The 20,095-nt window shown below is 67.9% G+C and carries 16 protein-coding genes and 1 pseudogene; 3 read left to right on the top strand and 14 right to left on the bottom strand.

Translation table 11 applies throughout. The features are described 5' to 3' along the window. Window positions 1–4: 4 nt before the first annotated feature. From hutG to V8Z74_RS07100, 8 genes are all read right to left on the bottom strand, one after another. Window positions 5–796 (bottom strand): N-formylglutamate deformylase, encoded by a 792-nt coding sequence (gene hutG, locus V8Z74_RS07135; protein ID WP_349708809.1) that lies wholly within the window; start codon window positions 794–796, stop codon window positions 5–7. A 49-nt stretch (window positions 797–845) separates the two neighbouring features. After that, window positions 846–2,282, bottom strand: coding sequence for a formimidoylglutamate deiminase (locus tag V8Z74_RS07130; RefSeq protein WP_349708692.1), 1,437 nt, complete (start codon window positions 2,280–2,282; stop codon window positions 846–848). A 30-nt stretch (window positions 2,283–2,312) separates the two neighbouring features. After that, on the bottom strand, window positions 2,313–3,473 hold the full coding sequence (locus V8Z74_RS07125; protein WP_349708691.1) for a histidinol-phosphate transaminase: 1,161 nt from the start codon (window positions 3,471–3,473) through the stop codon (window positions 2,313–2,315). Beyond that, window positions 3,473–4,867: an FAD-binding oxidoreductase gene (locus V8Z74_RS07120; protein WP_349708690.1), complete on the bottom strand. Its 1,395-nt coding sequence runs from the start codon at window positions 4,865–4,867 to the stop codon at window positions 3,473–3,475. The genes V8Z74_RS07125 and V8Z74_RS07120 overlap by 1 nt, the downstream gene beginning before the upstream one ends. Window positions 4,868–4,893: 26 nt before the next feature. Further along, a complete protein-coding gene (gene hutI / locus V8Z74_RS07115) occupies window positions 4,894–6,162 on the bottom strand; it encodes an imidazolonepropionase (protein WP_349708689.1) in 1,269 nt (422 codons plus the stop codon). A 134-nt stretch (window positions 6,163–6,296) separates the two neighbouring features. Then, window positions 6,297–6,863 (bottom strand): HutD/Ves family protein, encoded by a 567-nt coding sequence (locus tag V8Z74_RS07110; protein ID WP_349708688.1) that lies wholly within the window; start codon window positions 6,861–6,863, stop codon window positions 6,297–6,299. Between the two features lie 159 nt (window positions 6,864–7,022). Next, the gene (gene hutU / locus V8Z74_RS07105) at window positions 7,023–8,741 is read right to left on the bottom strand and encodes a urocanate hydratase (RefSeq protein ID WP_066475104.1); all 1,719 of its coding nucleotides are present in this window, start codon (window positions 8,739–8,741) and stop codon (window positions 7,023–7,025) included. 50 nt (window positions 8,742–8,791) lie between these two features. Next, entirely contained in the window at window positions 8,792–10,261 is a 1,470-nt protein-coding gene (locus V8Z74_RS07100) for a purine-cytosine permease family protein (protein ID WP_066475113.1), read from the bottom strand. 145 nt (window positions 10,262–10,406) lie between these two features. Between V8Z74_RS07100 and hutC (V8Z74_RS07095) the strand changes: the two genes are divergently transcribed. Further along, the gene (hutC, locus tag V8Z74_RS07095; protein WP_349708687.1) at window positions 10,407–11,132 is read left to right on the top strand and encodes a histidine utilization transcriptional repressor HutC; all 726 of its coding nucleotides are present in this window, start codon (window positions 10,407–10,409) and stop codon (window positions 11,130–11,132) included. Between the two features lie 7 nt (window positions 11,133–11,139). Here hutC (V8Z74_RS07095) and hutH read toward each other — a convergent pair whose 3' ends face one another. The 6 genes and pseudogenes from hutH to V8Z74_RS07065 form a co-directional block, all read right to left on the bottom strand. Beyond that, window positions 11,140–12,699, bottom strand: coding sequence for a histidine ammonia-lyase (hutH, locus tag V8Z74_RS07090; RefSeq protein ID WP_349708686.1), 1,560 nt, complete (start codon window positions 12,697–12,699; stop codon window positions 11,140–11,142). Between the two features lie 65 nt (window positions 12,700–12,764). Continuing rightward, window positions 12,765–13,534: pseudogene (hutC, locus tag V8Z74_RS07085) on the bottom strand (histidine utilization transcriptional repressor HutC). Between the two features lie 25 nt (window positions 13,535–13,559). Further along, a complete protein-coding gene (locus V8Z74_RS07080) occupies window positions 13,560–14,339 on the bottom strand; it encodes an ABC transporter ATP-binding protein (protein WP_349708684.1) in 780 nt (259 codons plus the stop codon). A 157-nt stretch (window positions 14,340–14,496) separates the two neighbouring features. Further along, window positions 14,497–15,318: an ABC transporter permease gene (locus tag V8Z74_RS07075; RefSeq protein ID WP_245633319.1), complete on the bottom strand. Its 822-nt coding sequence runs from the start codon at window positions 15,316–15,318 to the stop codon at window positions 14,497–14,499. A gap of 55 nt (window positions 15,319–15,373) precedes the next feature. Further along, window positions 15,374–16,309 (bottom strand): ABC transporter substrate-binding protein, encoded by a 936-nt coding sequence (locus tag V8Z74_RS07070; protein WP_349708683.1) that lies wholly within the window; start codon window positions 16,307–16,309, stop codon window positions 15,374–15,376. A 326-nt stretch (window positions 16,310–16,635) separates the two neighbouring features. Beyond that, window positions 16,636–17,529 (bottom strand): LysR family transcriptional regulator, encoded by an 894-nt coding sequence (locus V8Z74_RS07065; protein ID WP_349708682.1) that lies wholly within the window; start codon window positions 17,527–17,529, stop codon window positions 16,636–16,638. Window positions 17,530–17,623: 94 nt separating this feature from the next. On the opposite strand from V8Z74_RS07065, the gene V8Z74_RS07060 reads away from it, so the two are divergent. After that, window positions 17,624–18,853, top strand: a complete 1,230-nt coding sequence (locus V8Z74_RS07060) for a CaiB/BaiF CoA transferase family protein (protein ID WP_349708681.1) — start codon at window positions 17,624–17,626, stop codon at window positions 18,851–18,853. 46 nt (window positions 18,854–18,899) lie between these two features. Beyond that, window positions 18,900–20,048, top strand: coding sequence for an acyl-CoA dehydrogenase family protein (locus V8Z74_RS07055; protein WP_349708680.1), 1,149 nt, complete (start codon window positions 18,900–18,902; stop codon window positions 20,046–20,048). Window positions 20,049–20,095 lie beyond the last annotated feature (47 nt).

The following is a 20,095-nucleotide window of genomic DNA, read 5'->3' as shown; positions in this document are numbered from 1 at the left end:
CCTTTTACCTGGCCTGTGCCTGGGCGAATGCCAGCATGGCCTGCAGCATGCGCTGCATGGTGGGCTGGATGCGCGCGGCGACTTCGGGCAGGTAGTCGAAGGGCATGTGCTCCTGCATGTAGCTGGACTGCGTCATCTCGAGCTGCACGGCATGGAAGCCCTGCTCGGGCTGGCCGTAGTTGCGCGTGATGTAGCCGCCCTTGAAGCGGCCGTTGAGCACGCTGGTGTGGCCGGGCGCCTGTTTCGCGATGTCCAGCAGCTGCTGGGCCAGCGCGGGATCGCAGCTCTTGCCGTCGGCCGTGCCCAGGTTCAGGTCGGGCAGCTTGCCCTCGAAGAAGCGCGGCAGCACTGAGCGGATGCTGTGCGCGTCCCACAGCATGGCCACGCCGTGCTCGCGCTTGATGCGGTCCAGCTCGGCGCGCAGCTGGCCGTGGTAGGGCTGCCACCAGGCCTCGCGGCGGCGTGCGATCTCGGCTTCGTCCGGCTCGTCGGCCTTGTTCGCATACAGCGGCGTGTCGTCGAAGGTGTCGACGGGGCACAGGCCCGTGACGCTCTGGCCCGGATAGAGGCTGGCGCCGTCGGGCGGACGATTGAGGTCGATCACATAGCGCGAATGCGTGGCCACGAGGAGGGATGCGCCCAGGGCCTTGGCGAAGTCGTAGAGCGCGGGCATGTGCCAGTCCGTGTCATGGACTTCGCGGCCCTCGGGCGTGAGCTTGGCGGCAATGTCGGCCGGCACATGGGTGCCGGTATGGGGCATGGAGACCAGCAGCGGGGCCGTGCCCTGGTGGAAGATGAAGGGGGGGGATGGATGGGCTCATGGGAGGAGCGTCTTTCTCGAAAAATCAGGCGGACTGTAGCAGCTGGCTGCGCGCCTGGATGAATGCATGCTTGGCGACTTCATGGCCGCTGTGGCGGCCCTGGCTCACGCGCTGGCAGCCGCCCACCCAGACATCGGCAATCGCCGAAGTGCGGTGGCTGGCGAACACATGGCCGGCATGGGCGCTGTCGGCCGGCAGGCCGGCCAGTGCCACATGCTCGGCGTCCAGCACGACGAAGTCGGCCTGCCGGCCCACGACGAGGCCGGCCACTTCACCCGGCGCCACGCGGCCCGAGGCCTGGGCGCCGCCGGCCACGGCCTGCAGCGTCATGGAGGTCGCCACCTGAGGCTGCAGCCCGCCGCCCAGCACATTGCGCTGGCGCAGGTGCAGGCGCTGGCTGTATTCCAGCATCAGCAGTTCCTCGGCCGCGTTCACCGTGGCATGGCTGTCCGAGCCCACGCCCCAGCGGCCGCCGTTCTTCAGCCACAGCGGCATGTCGAAGATGCCATCGCCCAGGTTGGCCTCGGTCGTGGGGCAGATGCCGGCCACGGCGCCGCTGCGGGCGGCGCGCGCATATTCGTCGGGCGTCATGTGGGTGGCGTGGATCAGGCACCAGCGCGCGTCGACCGGCGCATGCTCCATCAGCCACTGCACGGGGCGCCGGCCGCACCAGGCCAGGCAGTCGTCGACTTCCTGGGTCTGCTCGGCGATATGGATGTGCACGGGCGCCTGCGGCAGCATGGCGTGCAGGCCGGCCACGGCCGCCTGCAGGCTGTCGGGCGGCACGGCGCGCAGCGAGTGCGGGGCCAGGCCCAGGACAGCGCCCTGCGCATGCGTGGCGGGCGCCAGGTGCTGCAAAAGAGAGAGCATGCTGTCCGTGCTGCGGATGAAGCGCGCCTGGTCCTCGCGCGGCGGCTTGCCGCCGAAGCCGCTGGTCTGGTAGAGCACGGGCAGCAGCGTCATGGCGATGCCGGCCTTGCGGGCCGCGCGCAGCAGCGCCAGCGATAGCGTGGCGTCGTCCGCATAGGGCCTGCCGCCCGCGTCGTGGTGCACGTAGTGGAATTCGCAGACCGAGGTGTAGCCGGCCTCCAGCATCTCCAGGTACAGCCAGGTGGCAATCGCCTCCAGCGCCTCGGGTGTCATGCGGTTGGCAAAACCGTACATCAGGTTGCGCCAGCTCCAGAAGCTGTCCTGCGCCTGGCCGCGGAATTCGGTCAGTCCGCCGAACGCGCGCTGGAAGGCGTGCGAATGCAGATTGGGCATGCCCGGGATCACCGGGCCTGCGGCCCGGATCGCACCCTCGGCCTCGCCGGCCTCGCCGCTTTGCGCATCCACATCGGTAAGCACCTCGGTTAGGCGGCCGTTCTGGTCCCAGCTCAGCAGGACATTGCGCGCCCAGCCCGTGGGCAGCAGGGCGTCTTCGGCAAACAGGGTGCGCGGGGCGAAGGTGGATGCGGTCATGGCGGTCGGCTCGAAAGAGGGCGGTGAAAATCAGGCAGCAGCGGGTTCCGCCTGGGCCATGGCGGCCAGCAGGGCCTGGACAAAGCGCGCGTTGTCCTGCTCGGTACCGATGGACACGCGCAGGAAATGCTCGAAGCCCGGCTCCTTCCAGGGCTTGACGATCACGCCCTGGCGCAGCAGCGCCTCGGTCACGGGGCCGTTGGGCCGGCCGATGTCGAGGAACAGGAAATTGGCCACCGAGGGCGCGATGCGCAGGCCGCGCAGCGGGCCGCCGGGCGCGGCCAGGGCCTGCAGCTCGTGGCGCAGGGCCTCGCGCAGCGCCACCGTGGTCACCACGCCGGCGCGCATGTGCGTGGGGTCGCTCCAGGCCGCCAGTGCCGCGCGCTGGGCTGCCAGGTTCACGTTGAAGGGCGAGCGCACCTTGTCCAGCAGGCTGGCGAAGGCGGCGCTGTCGGCCATGCCGTAGCCCACGCGCAGCCCTGCCAGGCCCCAGGCCTTGGAAAAGGTGCGCAGCACGATCCACAGGCCCTGGCGCGCGGCCAGCATGGCCAGCACGTCGGGGTAGTCCTCGTCATGCAGCGCGTATTCGTAATAGGCCTCGTCCACCACCAGGATGGTGCTGGCGGGCGTGGCCTCCAGCACGCGCGCGAACTGCGCCACATCCATCATGCAGCCCACGGGATTGGACGGGTTGGGCAGGAAGGCGATCTTGGGCGCCCGGGCCAGGGCCGCGCACCAGGCATCGATGTCGAAGCCCAGTTCGGCGTCGAGCTCGAGCAGCTCCACCTGGGCGCCCATCATCTTCGGATAGATCTCGTGCAGGCCGAACACGGGGCGCTGGGTCACGACCCGGTCGCCGGGCGAGAGAAACACCTCGCAAAGAATCTTGATCAGGTCTTCCGAGCCGTTGCCGAACACCAGGCGGTTTTCCTCGATGTCCATGCGTGCGGCGATCGCCCGGCGCAGCGCCGTGCAATGGGCGTCGGGGTAGTTGCCCACATCGTCGGCCAGGCCGGCCAGGGCCTGGCGCACGGCCGGGCTGACGCCGAACGGGTTTTCGTTGCTCGCCAGGCGCGCGATGTCGGTCACGTCGTAGCGCGCGCGCACGGCTTCGTTGGACAGGCCTGCGTTGTAGGCGGGCAAGGGGCGCGCCTCGGGGCGCGCCAGGGAGGCGATCAGAGCGTCAGTCATCAGTCGAAAACCTTTCCTGGATTCATCAGGCCCAAGGGGTCCAGCGCCTGCTTGATGGCGCGCATCGCGGCCAGTTCCTCTTGCGTGCGGCTGGCTTGCAGATAGGGCTTCTTGTGCAGGCCTATGCCGTGCTCGGCCGAGACGCTGCCCTGGAATTCGCCCACCAGCCGGTAGAGCTCGGCCTCCACGGCCTCGATGGCTTCGGGCGTGCCGCCCACGGTCTTGCCGTCCACCGAGACGTGCAGGTTGCCGTCGCCCACATGGCCGAAGTACAGCGCATGCTTTTGCGGCCAGCGCGCGCTGAACGCGGCTTCGCAGGCCTGGGCGAAGCGGCCGATGTCGGCCTGGGGCAGGCTCACGTCGAAGTTGATGGCCGGATGCATGTTGTTGTTGAGCTCGGCCGGCGCCTCGCGCAGCTTCCACAGCGCCTGCGCCTGGGCCACGGACTGGGCGACGATGGCGTCCACGACTTCGCCGGCCTCCATGGCCTCTTCCAGCACCTGCTGCACGTCGCCCTGCAGCTGGGATTCGTTCTTGCCGTCCACGTTGATCAGGGCCAGCAGCGGATGGCGTTCGGCGAACGGCGCGCCGAGCTGCAGCCAGGACAGCGAGGCCTGCACAAAGCTGTCCCACATCAGTTCGTAGGCAGCCACGCCGTTGCCGAAGTGCGATTGCATGCGCGCCAGCACGGCCAGGGCCGCGTCGAAATCGGGCATGGCCACCAGCGTGGTGGCCGTGGCCTGCGGCGCGGCGCGCAGGCGCAGCAGCACGCGCGTGACCACGCCCAGCGTGCCTTCGGCGCCGATGAAGAACTGCTTGAGGTCGTAGCCCGTGTTGTTCTTGATCATGGGCCGCAGCATGGGCAGCACCGTGCCGTCGGCCAGCACCACTTCCAGGCCCAGCACCTGCTCGCGCATCATGCCGTGCTGCAGCACGCCGTTGCCGCCGGCATTGGTGGAGACATTGCCGCCGATCTGGCAGCTGCCGCGCGCGCCCAGATCCACGCCGAAGACCATGCCCGCGGCCACGGCCGCTTCCTGCACGGCCTGCAGCGTGACGCCGGCCTGCACCTGCATCAGGCCGGCGCGGGTGTCGGTGTTCTCGATGGCGTTCATGCGCTCCAGCGACAGGGCGATGGCGCCCTGGCTGGGCACGCCGGCGCCGGCCAGGCCCGTGAGCCCGCCCTGGGGCACGACGGCCACCTTGTGCACCGTGCACAGGCGCAGCGCCGCGCTGACCTCTTGCGTGCTGCGCGGGCGCACCAGGGCCAGGGGGCGCTGCGGCGGCGTGCCGCTCCAGTCCGTGTGGTAGCGCTCGGGCACGTCGGCGCCGCGCTGCGCCACGTCGGCGCCCAGGGTGGAAATCAGTTCATCGAGGAATTGTTCGTGTGACATCGGTCAGCCTTTCAGGCTCCCCGGATTCAGGCCTTGGCGCTGCTCTGGGCGACTATGCCCTGGCGCACCACGGTGCAATCGGGCTTTTGGCCGAACCAGTAGGCCAGCTCGGCCGCATGGCGCACCGGCCACAGCACGAAGTTGGCGGGCCGGCCCGCGGCGATCAGGCCCTGCTCGTGCTGCAGGCCCAGGGCCCGCGCCGCGTGGCGGGTAATGCCGGCCAGGGCCTCGGGCACCGTGAGCCTGAACAGCGTGCAGGCCATATTGGCCATGAGCAGCAGGCTCAGGGCCGGGGAGGTACCCGGATTGTGATCCGTGGAAACGGCCATCGGGACCTTGGCGGCCCTCAAACCGTCGATGGGCGGCACTTTTGTGTCGCGCAGCGTGTAGAAGGCGCCGGGCAGCAGCACGGCCACAGTGCCCGCATCCCGCATGGCGGCGATGCCGTTCTCGGACAGGTGCTCGATATGGTCGCAGGACAGAGCGCCATAGCGCGCGGCCAGCGCCGCGCTCTCCATGTTCGACAGCTGCTCGGCATGCAGCTTCACGGGCAGGCCCAGCGCCTGTGCGGCCTGAAAGACCTGCTCGGTCTCGGCCAGCGAAAACGCGATGCGCTCGCAGAACACGTCCACGGCGTCGACCAGGCCTTCGGCGGCCAGCGCGGGCAGCATCTCGCGGCAGACCAGGTCGATGTAGTCTTGGCTTCCTTGAGGTTTGCCAGCGTACTCGGGCGGCAGCGCATGGGCGCCGAGAAAGGTGGTGCGCACGGTCACGCCGCGCAGCTCGGCGAGGCGCCTGGCCACGCGCAGCTGCTTGCGCTCGTGCTCCAGCGAAAGGCCGTAGCCGGATTTGATCTCGATGGCGGTCACGCCCTCGGCCAGCAGCTGGTCCAGGCGCGGCAGGGCCTGGGCGATCAGCTCTTCCTCGCTGGCCTCGCGCGTGGCCTTGACGCTGGAGACGATGCCGCCGCCGGCCCTGGCCACTTCCTCGTAAGTGGCGCCGGCCAGGCGCATGGCGAATTCGTTGGCGCGCTCGCCGCCATAGACCAGGTGGGTATGGCAGTCGACCAGGCCCGGCGTGGCCAGGCGGGCGCCGCCCTCATGGGCGGGCAGGCCGGCGTAGATGGCGGGAACCTGGTCCTGCGGACCGACCCAGGCGATACGGCCCTGCTGCACCACGATGCAGGCCGGCTGCCCGTCGGCCACCGGCACATCGGCCGCGAACAGCTCGGGCGCCAGGCGCAGGTCCAGCCAGCGGCCATCGGCGGAAGTGGCGGGCGGGGCGGCTTGCATCATGGTGTGGATTCCTTTGTAGATTCTGAATTGATAGCTGCTGGCGCCTGCTGTATCCATATTTCAATATGGATTCGTACTGATTTGTACATCCTTCATGTATTGCCAGCTTCTGTTTGTATAGCGCTGCTGCTCTTTCAGCCGGCCTGCGCGAGGCGGACCAGCACCAGCCGGCTGGACGCATCGCAAGGCAGCAGGGCCAGGGCCTGCCCGGCGGCATCCCACCACAGGCCCTGTCCTGCATGCAGCAGCGTTTCGCCCTGGGCAAAGCAGCCCTGCAGCACCATGCACAGGCCGGCGGCGCTGCGGCCGGGCTGAACCTCGGCCTCATGGATGCCGACCTGGGCCGACCACTGGCCGCGCCGCGTCATGACGTTGAAATCGGTGGACGTGCCGCCCAGCAGGTGGCAGTCCAGCGCCGCATCCCCTGAAAACGCAAACGGCTGCCAGCGTTGCTGCAGCGCGTGATCGATGCCCGCCGCCGTGCTGACGAGCTGAACCCCGTCGCCGTCCAGCAGCATGATCTGCCGGTCTATGCCCGGGAAGGCCGAGAACGGCCCGTCCTGGGCAATCGTGGCCACGCTGATGCGCCAAGCAAAGCTGTCCATGCCCGCTCCCGGCGGAAAACACACGATCTCGCGCGTGCTGCCGCCCCCGTTCTTCCACGGGCTGGGCGCAATCTGGTTCAGGTCAAAACGTTGCATGGAAAGCAATTTGTAGAGGTGAGCTATAGATCAATCCACCTAAAACTGACGCGGCCTAGCTCAGAGACACCGAGCAAGAGCCGCCTCGCAGCGAAGGTGTCGTCCCCCTCCCGCGCAGCGAGAGAGGGGGAAGGCGCGTAAGCGCCTCAGGGGGTGACGTTACTTCACCATCGGCAGGTTCAGCCCGTGGCGCCTGGAAGCCTCCACCGCCATCTCGTAGCCCGCATCCGCATGGCGCATCACGCCCGTGGCCGGATCGTTCCACAGCACGCGGCCCAGGCGGGCGGCGGCCTCGTCGGTGCCGTCGGCCACGATGACCACGCCCGCGTGCTGGGAGTAGCCCATGCCCACGCCGCCGCCGTGGTGCAGGCTGACCCAGGTGGCGCCGCCGGCGGTGTTGAGCAGGGCGTTGAGCAGCGGCCAGTCGGAGACGGCATCCGTGCCGTCCTTCATGGCTTCGGTCTCGCGGTTGGGGCTGGCCACGGAGCCGCAGTCCAGGTGGTCGCGGCCGATGACGATGGGGGCCTTGAGCTCGCCGTTCCTGACCATCTCGTTGAAGGCCAGGGCCGCCTTGTGGCGCTCGCCCAGGCCCAGCCAGCAGATGCGCGAGGGCAGGCCCTGGAAGGCGATGCGCTCGCGCGCCATGTCCAGCCAGCGGTGGGTGTGCTTGTTCTCGGGGAACAGCTCCTTGATCTTGGCGTCGGTCTTGTAGATGTCCTCGGGGTCGCCCGACAGCGCCACCCAGCGGAACGGGCCCTTGCCCTCGCAGAACAGCGGGCGGATGTAGGCGGGCACGAAGCCGGGGAAGTCGAAGGCGTTCTTCACGCCTTCGTCGAACGCCACCTGGCGGATGTTGTTGCCGTAGTCCACCGTGGGAATGCCCATGGCCTGGAAGTCCAGCATGGCCTGCACATGCTGGGCGCAGCCTTGCGCGGCGGCTTTCTTCAGCGTGGCGTGCTGGGCGGGGTCGGCCGCGGCGGCGTTCCACTGCTCCACGGTCCAGCCCACGGGCAGGTAGCCGTTGATCAGGTCGTGGGCCGAGGTCTGGTCGGTCACGATGTCGGGACGGGGGCCGCCGGCCTTGGCGCGCCGGACCAGCTCGGGCAGCACTTCGGCGGCGTTGCCCAGCAGGGCGATGGAGACGGCCTCGCCCTTTTCGGTGTGGTGCTGGATCAGGGCCAGCGCGTCGTCGATGTCCCTGGCCTGCTTGTCCACATAGCGGGTGCGCAGGCGGAAGTCGATGCTGCTCTGCTTGCACTCGATGTTCAGCGAGCAGGCGCCGGCCAGGGTGGCGGCCAGCGGCTGGGCGCCGCCCATGCCGCCCAGGCCGGCCGTGAGGATCCACTTGCCGGTCAGGTCGTTGTTGTAGTGCTGGCGGCCGGCCTCGACGAAGGTCTCGAAGGTGCCCTGCACGATGCCCTGGCTGCCGATGTAGATCCAGCTGCCGGCCGTCATCTGGCCGTACATGAACAGGCCCTTCTGGTCCAGCTCGTTGAACTTCTCCCAGGTGGCCCACTTGGGCACCAGGTTGGAATTGGCCAGCAGCACGCGCGGTGCGTCGGGATGGGTCTTGAACACGCCCACGGGCTTGCCCGACTGGATCAGCAGCGACTCGTCGGCCTCCAGCTTCCTGAGCTGGGCCAGGATCTCGTCGAAGCATTCCCAGTTGCGCGCCGCGCGGCCGATGCCGCCGTAGACCACCAGGGCCTTGGGGTTCTCGGCCACGTCGGGGTCCAGGTTGTTCTGCAGCATGCGGTAGGCGGCTTCGGCCAGCCAGTTCTTGCAGTGCAGCGTGGAGCCGCGGGGAGCGCGGATGACGCGGCTGGCGTCGTAGCGGGGATCCTGTGCGGCTTGGAGGATGGCGTCGTTGGCGTTCATGGTCGTGTCCTTCAGGGAAAAGGTGGGATGGGGTCGGCCGGCCGGCGGGTTCAGGCGGCGGAGGCGGATTTCAGGTAGGCGGCATTGCGGCCGCTGGCGAGCGTGGGGGCGGGCTGTTCGGCCGGGTAGATCATGCGCTCGGGCACCTGCATGGTCTTCCTGGCCAGCGGGTAGTAGACGAGCGAGGTGACGACCAGGCTCACGATCCAGGAGATGTCGGCGCCGCCCATGGCCCTGGCCAGCGGGCCTTCGTACATGGCCTGGTTGATGAACGGGATCTGCACGACGATGCCCAGCACGTAGCTGAACAGGGCCACGCCGTTGTAGGCGCCGTAGCGGCCCTGGCTGTCGTAGAGCGCGGGAATGTCCACTTTCTCCCGGGACACCAGGTAGTAGTCCACGAGGTTGACGGCGCTCCAGGGCACGAACACGGTGAGCAGCAGCAGCACGAAGTTCTTGAACGTGGCCAGGAAGTGCGAGCTGGCCAGCAGGGCCACCAGCACCGTGACCAGCACGAAGCCCAGGATGTAGGCCAGGCGGGTGGCGGGCGAGAACTGCCGCTTGTCGTTGAAGGCGCTCACCGTGGTCAGCATGGTCATGAAGCCGCCATAGGCATTGAGGCAGTTCACCGTGAGCTTGCCGGTCACGATGACCAGGTAGATCACCACGGCCAGCGGGCCGGCCAGCTCGCCCAGGAAGCCGACCTGGTTCTTGATGAAATTGGCGCCCAGCGCCGCCACCAGCGCGCCGAAGCTCATGGCCAGCTGGGCGCTGATCACGCTGCCGCCGAAGGTGCTCCAGAAGGTGGCTGCGGCAGAGGTCTTGCTCGGCAGGTAGCGCGAGTAGTCGGCCACATAGGGCGCGAAGGTCATCTGCCAGCCGGCCGACAGGGCCATGGCGGTCAGGAAGCTGGTCCAGGTGAAGGGCTTGAGGCCGAAGGCGCTGGCCACCTCGTACTGGTGGCACAGCTGCCAGGCCAGGTAGCCGAAGCCCAGTATGCCGACCACGGTGGAGATGCGGCCCACCACGTGGATCAGCCGGTAGCCGACGATGGCGACCAGGGCCGTGAGCGCGCCGAAGATGGCGATGCCCGCGGCGGGGCTGGTGAAGCCGAACATCAGGTTGATGGCCTGGCCCGAGAGCACCGTGCCGGTGGCCGCAAAGCCCAGGTACATCAGGATGACCAGCAGCAGCGGCAGGGCCGCGCCCTTGACGCCGAACTGCACGCGGCTGGAAATCATCTGCGGCAGGCCCAGGCGCGGGCCCTGGGCCGAGTGCAGGGCCATGACGATGCCGCCGAGGATGTTGCCGACCAGCAGGCCGAGGATGGCGGTCAGCGCCTCGGCGCCGAAGACCACGGCCAGGGCGCCGTCGACCACGGCGGTGATCTGCATGTTGGCACCGAACCAGAGGGTGAACTGGCTGGAGGGCGAGCCGTGGCGCTCCCGTTCCGGAACCATGTCGATGGTTCTTGTTTCGATATGGCCGGTTGCCACCGGCGCGCTTGTCTCAATGCTCATGGGATGGATGCTCCGTCAGTCCCTCAGGTGCTTTTGTATGCATACAACTTCTAGGTAATTCATCTAGAGTTGTATAGACCAATTTTGTGTTTTACTCCGGGCACCGTCAATCGTCTATACCGCTTTTCTGATCCGAACAAACCCTATGCGTAGTCCTACTCGTGCGACCTCCCCGGCGGCCGTTCCGGCGTTCCAACGTATCAAAGACTATGTGCTGCAGCAGATCCAGAGCGGCACCTGGCAGGAGGGCGACGCCATTCCCAGCGAGGCGGCCCTGGCCCGGCAGTTCGAGGTGGCCCGCATGACGGTCAACCGCGCGCTGCGCGAGCTCAGCGACGAGCAGACGCTGACGCGCGTGCAGGGCTCGGGCACCTTCGTGGCCCAGCAGAAATACCAGTCCACGCTGGTCCAGCTGCGCAACATCGCCGACGAGATCGCGGCGCGCGGCCATGTGCATCGCGGGGAGCTGCACAGGCTCGAGCGCTGCCGCGCCGACGCGGCCCTGGCACGGCAGTTCGAGCTGTCCCCGGCCCAGCCCCTGTTCCATTCGGTGGTGGTGCACTTCGAGAACGACGTGCCCATCCAGGTCGAGGACCGCCATGTCAATCCCGCGGTCGCGCCCGACTACATGGCCCAGGACTTCGGCAGCCAGACGCCCAATGCCTATCTGATGCGCGTGGCGCCGCTGCAGGGCGTGCAGTTCTCCATAGAGGCCCGCATGCCCGCCGCCGACGTGGCCGAGCTGCTGCACATGGAGGTTGGCGAGCCCTGCCTGGTGCTGCGCCGCACCACGCGCTCCCAGGGGCAGGTGGCATCGGTGTCGGCGCTGTGGCATCCGGCCTCCCGTTATCGCTTTACCGGAAGTTTCTGAGCCGGCTTCAAGGCGCTGTGCTCGGCAGGATGCGCTGCAGCGCGGCGGGCCAGTCGGTTTCCAGCGCCCACAGGCGCATGGTCTCGATGTCGGGGGCCAGGTAGCGGTCCTTGTCCAGGTAGGCGACCTTGCTGCGGATCAGCGCGTACTGCGCTTCCATCAGCGCCGAGCTCTTGAGGCGGCGGTCGAAATCCATGCCCTGCACGGCGGCCATGGCTTCCACGCCCACGACCACGGCCGTGTTGCTGGCCATGTCGGCCAGGCGGCGCGCGCCATAGGTGGCCATGGAAACATGGTCCTCCTGATTGGCCGAGGTGGGCAGGCTGGTCACGCTGCTGGGGTTGGCCAGGCACTGGTTCTCGGCAGCCAGCGCGGCTGCCGTGACCTGGGCGATCATGAAGCCCGAGTTCACGCCGCTGTCCTCGATCAGAAAAGCCGGCAGGCGCGACAGGCCGGTGTCCAGCAGCAGGGCCATGCGGCGCTCGGAAATGGCGCCGATCTCGGCGATCGCCAGCGCGATGATGTCGGCCGCGAAGGCCACGGGTTCGGCATGGAAGTTGCCGCCCGAGATCACGTCGCCGTTGTCGAACACCAGCGGATTGTCGGAGGCGGCGTTGGCCTCCGTGGCCAGCACGCGCGCCGCATGGCTGAGGTTGTCCAGGCAGGCGCCCATGACCTGGGGCACGCAGCGGATCGAGTACGGGTCCTGTACGCGGCCGCAGTTGGGGTGCGACGGGTCGATGGCGCTGCCGTCCAGCAGCTCGCGCACCGCGGCGGCCACGGCGATCTGGCCGATCTGGCCGCGTGCCTCATGGATGCGCGCATCGAAAGGCTTGACCGAGCCCTGGATGGCTTCCAGCGTCAGGCAGCCGGCCACCAGGCCCGCGGCCAGCAGGCTTTCGGCCTGGAACAGGCCGGCCAGCGCCAGCGAGGTGGACACCTGCGTGCCGTTGAGCAGGGCCAGTCCTTCCTTGGGGCCGAGCACGAAAGGCTCGCGGCCGATGTGCTGCATGGCCTCGCGGCCCGATACCGTTTTGCCGTCGACCTTGGCCTGGCCCTCGCCGATCAGCACGCAGGCCAGGTGGGACAGCGGCGCGAGGTCGCCCGAGGCGCCCACCGAGCCCTTGGCGGGAATCACGGGCAGCACGTCGGCATTGGCCAGGGCCAGCAGCGCGTCGACCAGTTCCGGGCGGGCGCCCGAGTGGCCGCGCGCCAGGCTCACGGCCTTGGTGGCCAGGATCAGGCGCACCACATGGTCGGGCAGGGGCTCGCCCGTGCCCACGCTGTGCGAGAGCACCAGGTTGCGCTGCAGCTCGGCCAGGCGGTCATGGGCGATCTTGGTCGAGGCCAGCTTGCCGAAGCCGGTGTTGATGCCATAGACCACCTGGTCCTCATCCACGATGTGCTGCACATGGGCCTGGGCGGCGCGCATGGCGTCGTAGGCGCTGGCGGCCATGCTCAGCTGCACGCCGCCGCCCTGGATGGCGCGCAGCTGGGCCAGCGTGACCTGGCCGGGACGCAGTTCCAGCGTGGAAGTGGACAGTCCGGAAGTGGTGTGGAGGTTCATGGCTATACCTGTCTATACAGTTGAGAAGTCAAAAAAAACCGCGCAGTCCTGTTCTACAGCGTTCTTCAGCCGCCGTGTACCGGGTCCGTGCGGAAGCGCTACCGAGCCGGTAGCGCATGCCCGGGTGCACGCAGTGCACCCAGGTAATGGGAACGCCGCGCAGCCAGGTGCGGCGTGTCAGCATGAGGCAGGGCTGGTCGGCCGCCATCTGCAGCCAGTGCGCCTGCTCTGCCGTGGGCAGGATGGCGTCGACCACATGCTCGATCTGGTCGTACTGCACGTTGCGCACCAGATAGACCGAGGGCTGCACGGCCGAGAAGTCCTGCTCCATGAAGTCCGGCACCAGGCGCGGGTTCACGTAGCGGTCCTCGAGCTGCACCGGCACCTCGTTCTCGAAATGCACGCCCTGCAGGTGGAAGACCGAAGCGCCCACCGCCAGATCCAGCGCCGCTGCCACCTCGGGCGAGGCCGATGCGCGGCGCATGCTGATGAGCTCGAAGCGGTGGTCGTGTCCGCGCTGGGTGATCTCCTCGCCGATGTTGGCGATGCGCAGCAGCGTGGACTGGGGCTTTTCCTCGGCCACGAAGGAGCCCACGCCGGCCACCCGCACGATCACGCCCTGTTCGGCCAGCTCGCGCAGCGCGCGGTTGACCGTCATGCGGGCCACGCCGAATTCCTGCACCAGTTCCTGCTCGGAGGGCACGCGCGCGCCGGCCGTCAGCGAACCGTTGCCGATCTTCTGCAGCACGTGGTCCTTGACCTGCTGGTACAGCGCGACGGGCACGTCGCGGCCGGAACGGGCAGCGGAGCGGGAGGGAGCGGCACGGGAAGTCATGGGTTCAGGCAGAGTTGCAACAGCGCTAGTGTGCTGCAGCCGCAAGGGCTTCGGCGCGAATCTCCTCCGTCAGCCGGGCCTTGAGCTCCATGAATTCCGGCGAAGTCTTGACGGTGTAGTGGCGCGGATGGGGCAGGTTCACGGCGATGTCGGCCTTGATGCGGCCGGGCCGGGCGCTGAAGACGGCCACGCGGTTGGCCATGAAGATGGCCTCGTCGATATCGTGCGTGACGAACATCACGGTCTTGCGCTCGGCCTCCCAGATGCCCAGCAGCAGCTCCTGCATCACCACGCGGGTCTGGTTGTCCAGCGCGCCGAAAGGCTCGTCCATCAGCAATATCCTGGGATCGTTGGCCAGCGCCCGGGCGATCGCCGTGCGCTGCTGCATGCCGCCCGACAGCTGCTTGGGGAAATGGTTCTCGAAGCCGCGCAGGCCCACCTTGGCGATGAAGTAGTCGCTGCGCTCCTTCTGCTCGGCCTCGGGCACGCCTTTTTCGCGCAGGCCGAAGCGGATGTTCTGGGCCACGGTGAGCCAGGGAAACAACGTGTAGCTCTGGAACACCATGCCGCGGTCGGCGCCGGGGCCGTCGATGGCCTGGCCGTCCAGCAGCACCTGGCCCGTGGTCGGGAAGTCCAGCCCCGCCACGATGCGCAGCATGGTCGACTTGCCGCAGCCCGAGGGGCCGAGGATGGTGACGAAATCGTTTTCGCGCACCTCGAAGTCCACGGGCAGCAGGGCCTGGGTCTGGGTACCTTTATGGCTGGTGAAGGTGCGCGATACACCTTGAATGGACAACAGATTCATCACAATTCTCCGAAGTGCCTGGCGCTATCCACGGCGTATGAAACCGGCGTGGCCCAACGCAGGGACACCGAGCAAGAGCCGCCTCGCAGCGAAGGTGTCGTCCACCTCCCGAAGAGAGAGGGGGAAGCGGCGAAGCCGCTCAGGGGGGGCATCTCCATCACAGCGTGCTCCACTCGAACATGCGGCGGTTGATCGTCTTGAAGATGAAGTCGGACACCAGGCCGATGAGGCCGATGACGATGATGCCGAAGATGATCTGGCCGGTATTGAGCAGCGCCTGGCTGTCGGTGATCATGTGGCCTATGCCCGAGGACGAGCCGATCAGCTCGGCCACGATCACGTAGGTCCAGGCCCAGCCCAGCACCAGCCGCAGCGTCTCGGCAATGCCGGGAGCGGCACCGGGAATCAGCACGCGGCGCACGATGCCGGTGTTGCTGGCGCCCAGGGTGTAGGCGGCCTCGACAAGGTCCTTGCGCGCGCCGCCCACGGTGACGGCCACCATCAGCGTGATCTGGAACACCGAGCCGATGTAGATCACCAGCAGCTTCTGTGTCTCGCCCACGCCGGCCCACAGGATGAGCAGCGGGATGAAGGCCGAGGCCGGCAGGTAGCGGCAGAACGAGACAAAAGGCTCGAAGAAGGCCTCGACGGGCTTCCAGGCCCCCATGGCGATGCCCAGGGGCACGGCCACGACGGAGGCCAGGATGAAGCCGCCCATGACGCGCCACACCGTCATGCCTATGTCGTTCAGGAAGTCGTACTCGGTGAACAGCGTCACGCCCTCGCGCACCATGGTCATGGGGCTGGCCAGGAAGGTGGGCGAGACGAAGCCGCCCAGCGTGACGATGGCCCAGACCACGACGAAGAGCACGAAGAAGCCGGTGCCCAGCACCCACTTCATCGTGGGGCTGACGGGCTCCAGCGGAGCCATGCGACGTTTGCGCGCCGGGGGTGCGGAAGGCGTTATCACCTTGGTCATGGTGGGGGGTGCAGAGTGAACAGAAGGGGATACCGCTTCCATGGCGACCTCTCGCTTACTTGATGAAGCTGGCGTCGTACATGACGCTGTAGTTCTCGGGGATGCTGCGGATCACGCCGGCTTCCTTGAGGATGACGGCCGATTCCTTCATGAAGGGCACGAGGTCATTGGCGAAGAACTTCTGGTTGGCGTCCTTGTCCGACCATTTGAGGAAGGAAGCCGACTTGCCGAACTGCTCGCCGCTTTGCTTGACGGCCGCGCCCATGATTTCGAAGCTCTTGTCCTTGTCGGCGCCGATCATGGCCACGGCATCGAAATAGGACTGGGCCAGGGCCTTGGCCGCGGGCGCATTGGCCTTGAGCCACTTGGGGTCGCAGCCCACGGTGTCCATCACCATGGGGTAGTCGATGGTGGTGGCCAGGATCTTGCCGGCCGAAGGATTGGCGCGCACGGTGGACAGATAGGGCTCATAGGTCATGGCCGCATCGTTCTGCCCCGAGACAAAGGCCTGGGCTGCGGGCTGGGGCTCCAGCGACACGGTCTTCACGTCCTTCATGCTCATGCCGTTCTTGTGCAGCATCCAGGCCAGGCCGAAGTAGGGCGCGGTGCCGGGCGCGCTCACCGCCACCGTCTTGCCCTTGAGGTCGGCAAAGCTCTTGACGTCGTTGCGCACGGCAATGCCGTCGGCGCCGTAGGACTTGTCCATCTGGAAGATCTGCACGATGGGCACGCCGTTGGTGTTCCAGGCCACATGGGTCTCGATGGTGGTCGCGGCGCACTGGATCGCACCCGAGGCCAGGGCCAGGTGGCGGTCCTTCTGGGGGATCATCTTGAGCTCGACGTTCAACCCGTTCTTCTTGAAGATCCCGGCCTTGTCGGCCAGGGTCAGCGGCGCAAAGCCGGTCCAGCCGGACATGCCCAGCACGATCTTGGTTTCCTGGGCTCCGGCCTGCGGCGCGGCGGCCGCCAGGCAGGCGGAAACCAGTGCCATTTGCAGTGCGCCCGGCCAGGCTGGAATGCGACGCAATGGGTTTGTCGATGTCATGGGCCCCTCCTCGTTCAGGGTGTGCAGCAAGGTTGCAGAAATGGGTTTGTCGGCCTGGCAGCCAGTGCGGACAACGCAGTGTGTTTTTGTTGTGCAGGCATGTATATACAGGCTTACCCGAGACTGACAGCAAGCTCAGGGTTAACCGGTAGAACTGCCGGCCGACGCAGCTGTTTGAGCAAGCGGCGTGCCAATTTGCCGCGGCCTTTGCTGCACCCGAGGAGGCCGCCGCAGCGAAGGCGAAAAAGAGGTCCTGCCGGCAGCGCCAGGCACTATTGCGGTGCGATCACGCTCCTGGCCACGCCCAGGAAAGGTGCAATCAGCGGCGAGGGATGGGTGCCGGGCACCGCGAGCACCACGGGCTGTCGGGCGACCCTGCCCTTGATGCGTTTGCAGACCAGGCGCTTGCCGTCATGCGTACGGTCCACGGCCGGGCGGGTGGTCAGAATGCTGACGCCATGGCCGTTGGCCACCATGGAGCGCAGCAGCTCTATCGACGAGAACTCGTAGGCCACGGTGGGGGTGACGCCGGCTTCGCGGAACAGCGACAGAAAGTACTCCCGGCTCTGCGGCAGATTGATCAGCAACAGGGGTGAGCGGGCCAGCTCGGCCAGGCTCACGCTGGCCGCCGCTGCCAGCGGATGGCGCTGTGGCAGCAGCACATAGGGCGGCAGGGCCGCCACGGCCAGGGTGCTCAGGCCCGGCCTCTCCAGACCCAGCCCGTACTGGAGCGCCGCATGCAGCTCGCCCTGCTCGACCTTGCGCGTGAGCGAGGCGATGTCGCCCTCGACCAGTTCCAGCCGGATGTCGGGGTGGCGCTTTTGCATCTGGGCCAGGATCTGCGGAATCCACAGCGGTCCCAGCGTGCTCAGAAAGCCCAGCCGCAGCACGCCCGACAGGCTGGGCCGGCGGCGCTCCTGCAGCTTTTCGGCGGCGGCCAGCAGGGCCATGGCCTCCTGGCTGCGGCTCGCGCCCGCAGCCGTCAGGTCCAGTCCCCTGGCATGCCTTCTCACGAACAGCGCTTCCTTCCATTGCTGCTCCAGATCGGCAATGGCCTTGGAGATCGACGGCTGGGAAACGCCCAGGGCCTGTGCGGCCCTGGAGGTGCTGCCGTGGCGCGCGGCGGCCACGAAGTATTCGAGCTGGCGCAGGCTGATATGAATCAATTTTTCGAATCCAATGCATGGGAAATGAATATTTTCCTTTGATTCCGTATGGGCGCAGCATGGCTTCCTCTTTCCAGACGAACCACGCCAAGCCATGACCGCTGCAAAATCCCCAACCAAGCCGCTTCCGCTGGACGGCATCCGCATCCTGGACTTCACGCGCGTGCTGGCCGGGCCCCTGTCCACGGCCTTGCTGGCCGACCTGGGCGCGCAGGTGGTCAAGGTGGAGCCGCCCCAGGGCGACGACTACCGCGCCATCGGTCCCATGAGGAACGGCCAGAGCGCGCTGTTCACCGTGATGAACCGCAACAAGCAGAGCCTGGTGCTGGACCTCAAGCATCCGCAGGCCGTGGCCCTGGTGCACGAGCTGGCGCAGCAGGTCGACGTGGTGGTCGAGAACTTCCGTCCCGGCGTGGCCGAGCGCCTGGGCATCGGGCCCGCGGCGCTGCGCGCGCTCAATCCCCGGCTGGTCTATGTGAGCGTCTCGGGCTTCGGCCAGACCGGGCCGCTGGCCCATCGCCCGGCCTACGACATCATCGTGCAGGCCATGAGCGGGCTGATGGAGGCCACGGGCGAGCCCCAGGGCGCGCCCACGCTGGTGGGCGAAGCCGTCAGCGACGTGGTGGCCGGGCTGTTTGCCTCGTGGGCCACGCTGGCCGCGCTGCTGCAGGCCCGGCGCACGGGGGAGGGTCAGCATGTGGACGTGTCCATGTTCGATACCACGCTGAGCTTTCTGGCGACTTCCATGTCGCGCTACCTGTTCACGGGCCAGCCCGCGCGGCGCGTGGGCAACCGCCACCCGCTGTCGGCACCGTTCGGCGTTTACCGCGCGCGCGACGGCCACTTTGCGCTGGCCGTGCTCAACAAGAAGCTGTTCGACGCCACGGTGCAGGCCATGGACTTGCCGCAGCTGGCGGGCGACCCGCGCTTTGCCACGGACGAAGCCCGCTCGGCCCACGAGCCCGCGCTGCGCGCTGCGCTGGAGGCCTGGGCTATGCAGCACGAGGTGGCCGAAGTCGTGGCCAGGCTGGAGGCCGCGGGCGTGCCCGTGGCGCCGATCTGGAACATCGCGCAGGCGCTGGAGTCCGCGCAGACCCAGGCGCGCGGCCTGCTGCGCGAGGTCGAGGACGAGCGCCTGCCCGGCCTGCGCCTGCCCACCCAGCCCGTGCACTTCGGCGGCGCGGCTGCCAACCGTGCGCAGCGCGCGCCGGCGCTGGGCGAGCACACCGAGCTGCTGCTGTCGAGCTGGCTGGACCGCAGCGGCGAAGCCATCGCCGCCTTGCGCGAGGCCGGCGCCCTGGGGTCTGTTGCGGCTACGCATTGACGATTGACCCGGCAAATCCATTTTTTCACCTTTGCGAGCGAACGATATGAACTTTCCGAGACTGGGCAGCACCGAGGACGACCAGGCCATTGCCGATGCCGTGGCGCGTTTTGCCGAAGAAACCCTGGCCCCCGTGGCCCGGGCCATGGACGAAGAGGCGTTTTCCGCCACCCGCCATGTGCCGGGCCTGGCGGCGCTGGGCGTGATGGGCATGAACCTGCCCGAGTCCGTGGGCGGCCCGGGCGTCACGCCCACGGCCATGCTGATGTCGCTGGTGGCCATCTCGCGCGCCTGTGCGGCCACCTCGTCGATGATCGGCGCCCATTACCTGGGCACGGATGCGGTCCACCTCGGCGGCAGTGCCGAGCAGCAGGCGCAGTGGCTGCCGCGTTGCGCCAGCGGCGAGTGGCTGGCCGCGTTCGCGCTGACCGAGCCGCGCGGCGGCTCCCACCCCGCGGACATGCGCACCCGCGCCGTGCGCGAAGGGGACGAATACGTGATCACGGGCGTCAAGCACTTCATCTCCAACGCGGCCGAAGCCGCCTTCATGGTGGTCTTTGCCAAGACCGACATGGACGCCGGCGCGCGCGGCGTCAGCGCCTTCATCGTGCCGCGCGAGCTGCCGGGCATTCAGGTGTCCTCGCCCGAGAAGCTCATGGGCATACGCGGCGGCCATGCGTTCGAAGTGTCGCTGGACGGCGTGCGCGTGCCCGTGGCCAACCGGCTGGGCGCCGAGGGCACGGGCTTCAGGACCGCCATGAAGGTGCTGGACAACAGCCGCCTGGACGTGGCCGCCACCGCGCTGGGCATTGCCGAGGCCGCGCTCCAGGCCGCGGTAGCCTGGGCCAACCAGCGCCTGGTCGGCGGCGAGCCCATCGCCACCAAGCAGGCCATTCAGTTCAAGCTGGCCGAGATGAAGCTGCGCCTGGAGGCGGCCTGGGGCCTGACCATGCAGGCACTGGCCCTGCGCCAGGCCGGCCGGCCCTTCACCCAGCAGTCGGCCATGGCCAAGCTCTACGCCTCGGAAATGGCGGGTTTCGTGACCGACGAGGCGCTGCAGATCCACGGCGGCTATGGCTACACGCGCGAGATGCCGCTGGAGCGCTATGTGCGCGATGCGCGCATTCTGCGCATCTACGAGGGCTCGTCCGAGATCCAGCGCACCATCATCGCGCGTTCCGTGCTGGGCGGCTGATTCCGGACCCGCAGCCAGGGGAGGGCAGGCGGTGCATTTGCTGGTGT

The sequence above is a fragment of the Comamonas sp. w2-DMI genome, assembly GCF_040187735.1.
Taxonomy (GTDB): domain Bacteria; phylum Pseudomonadota; class Gammaproteobacteria; order Burkholderiales; family Burkholderiaceae_C; genus Comamonas; species Comamonas terrae.
Note: the sequence above shows the minus strand (reverse complement) of the source record. Positions and strands in the feature narration are given on the sequence as shown.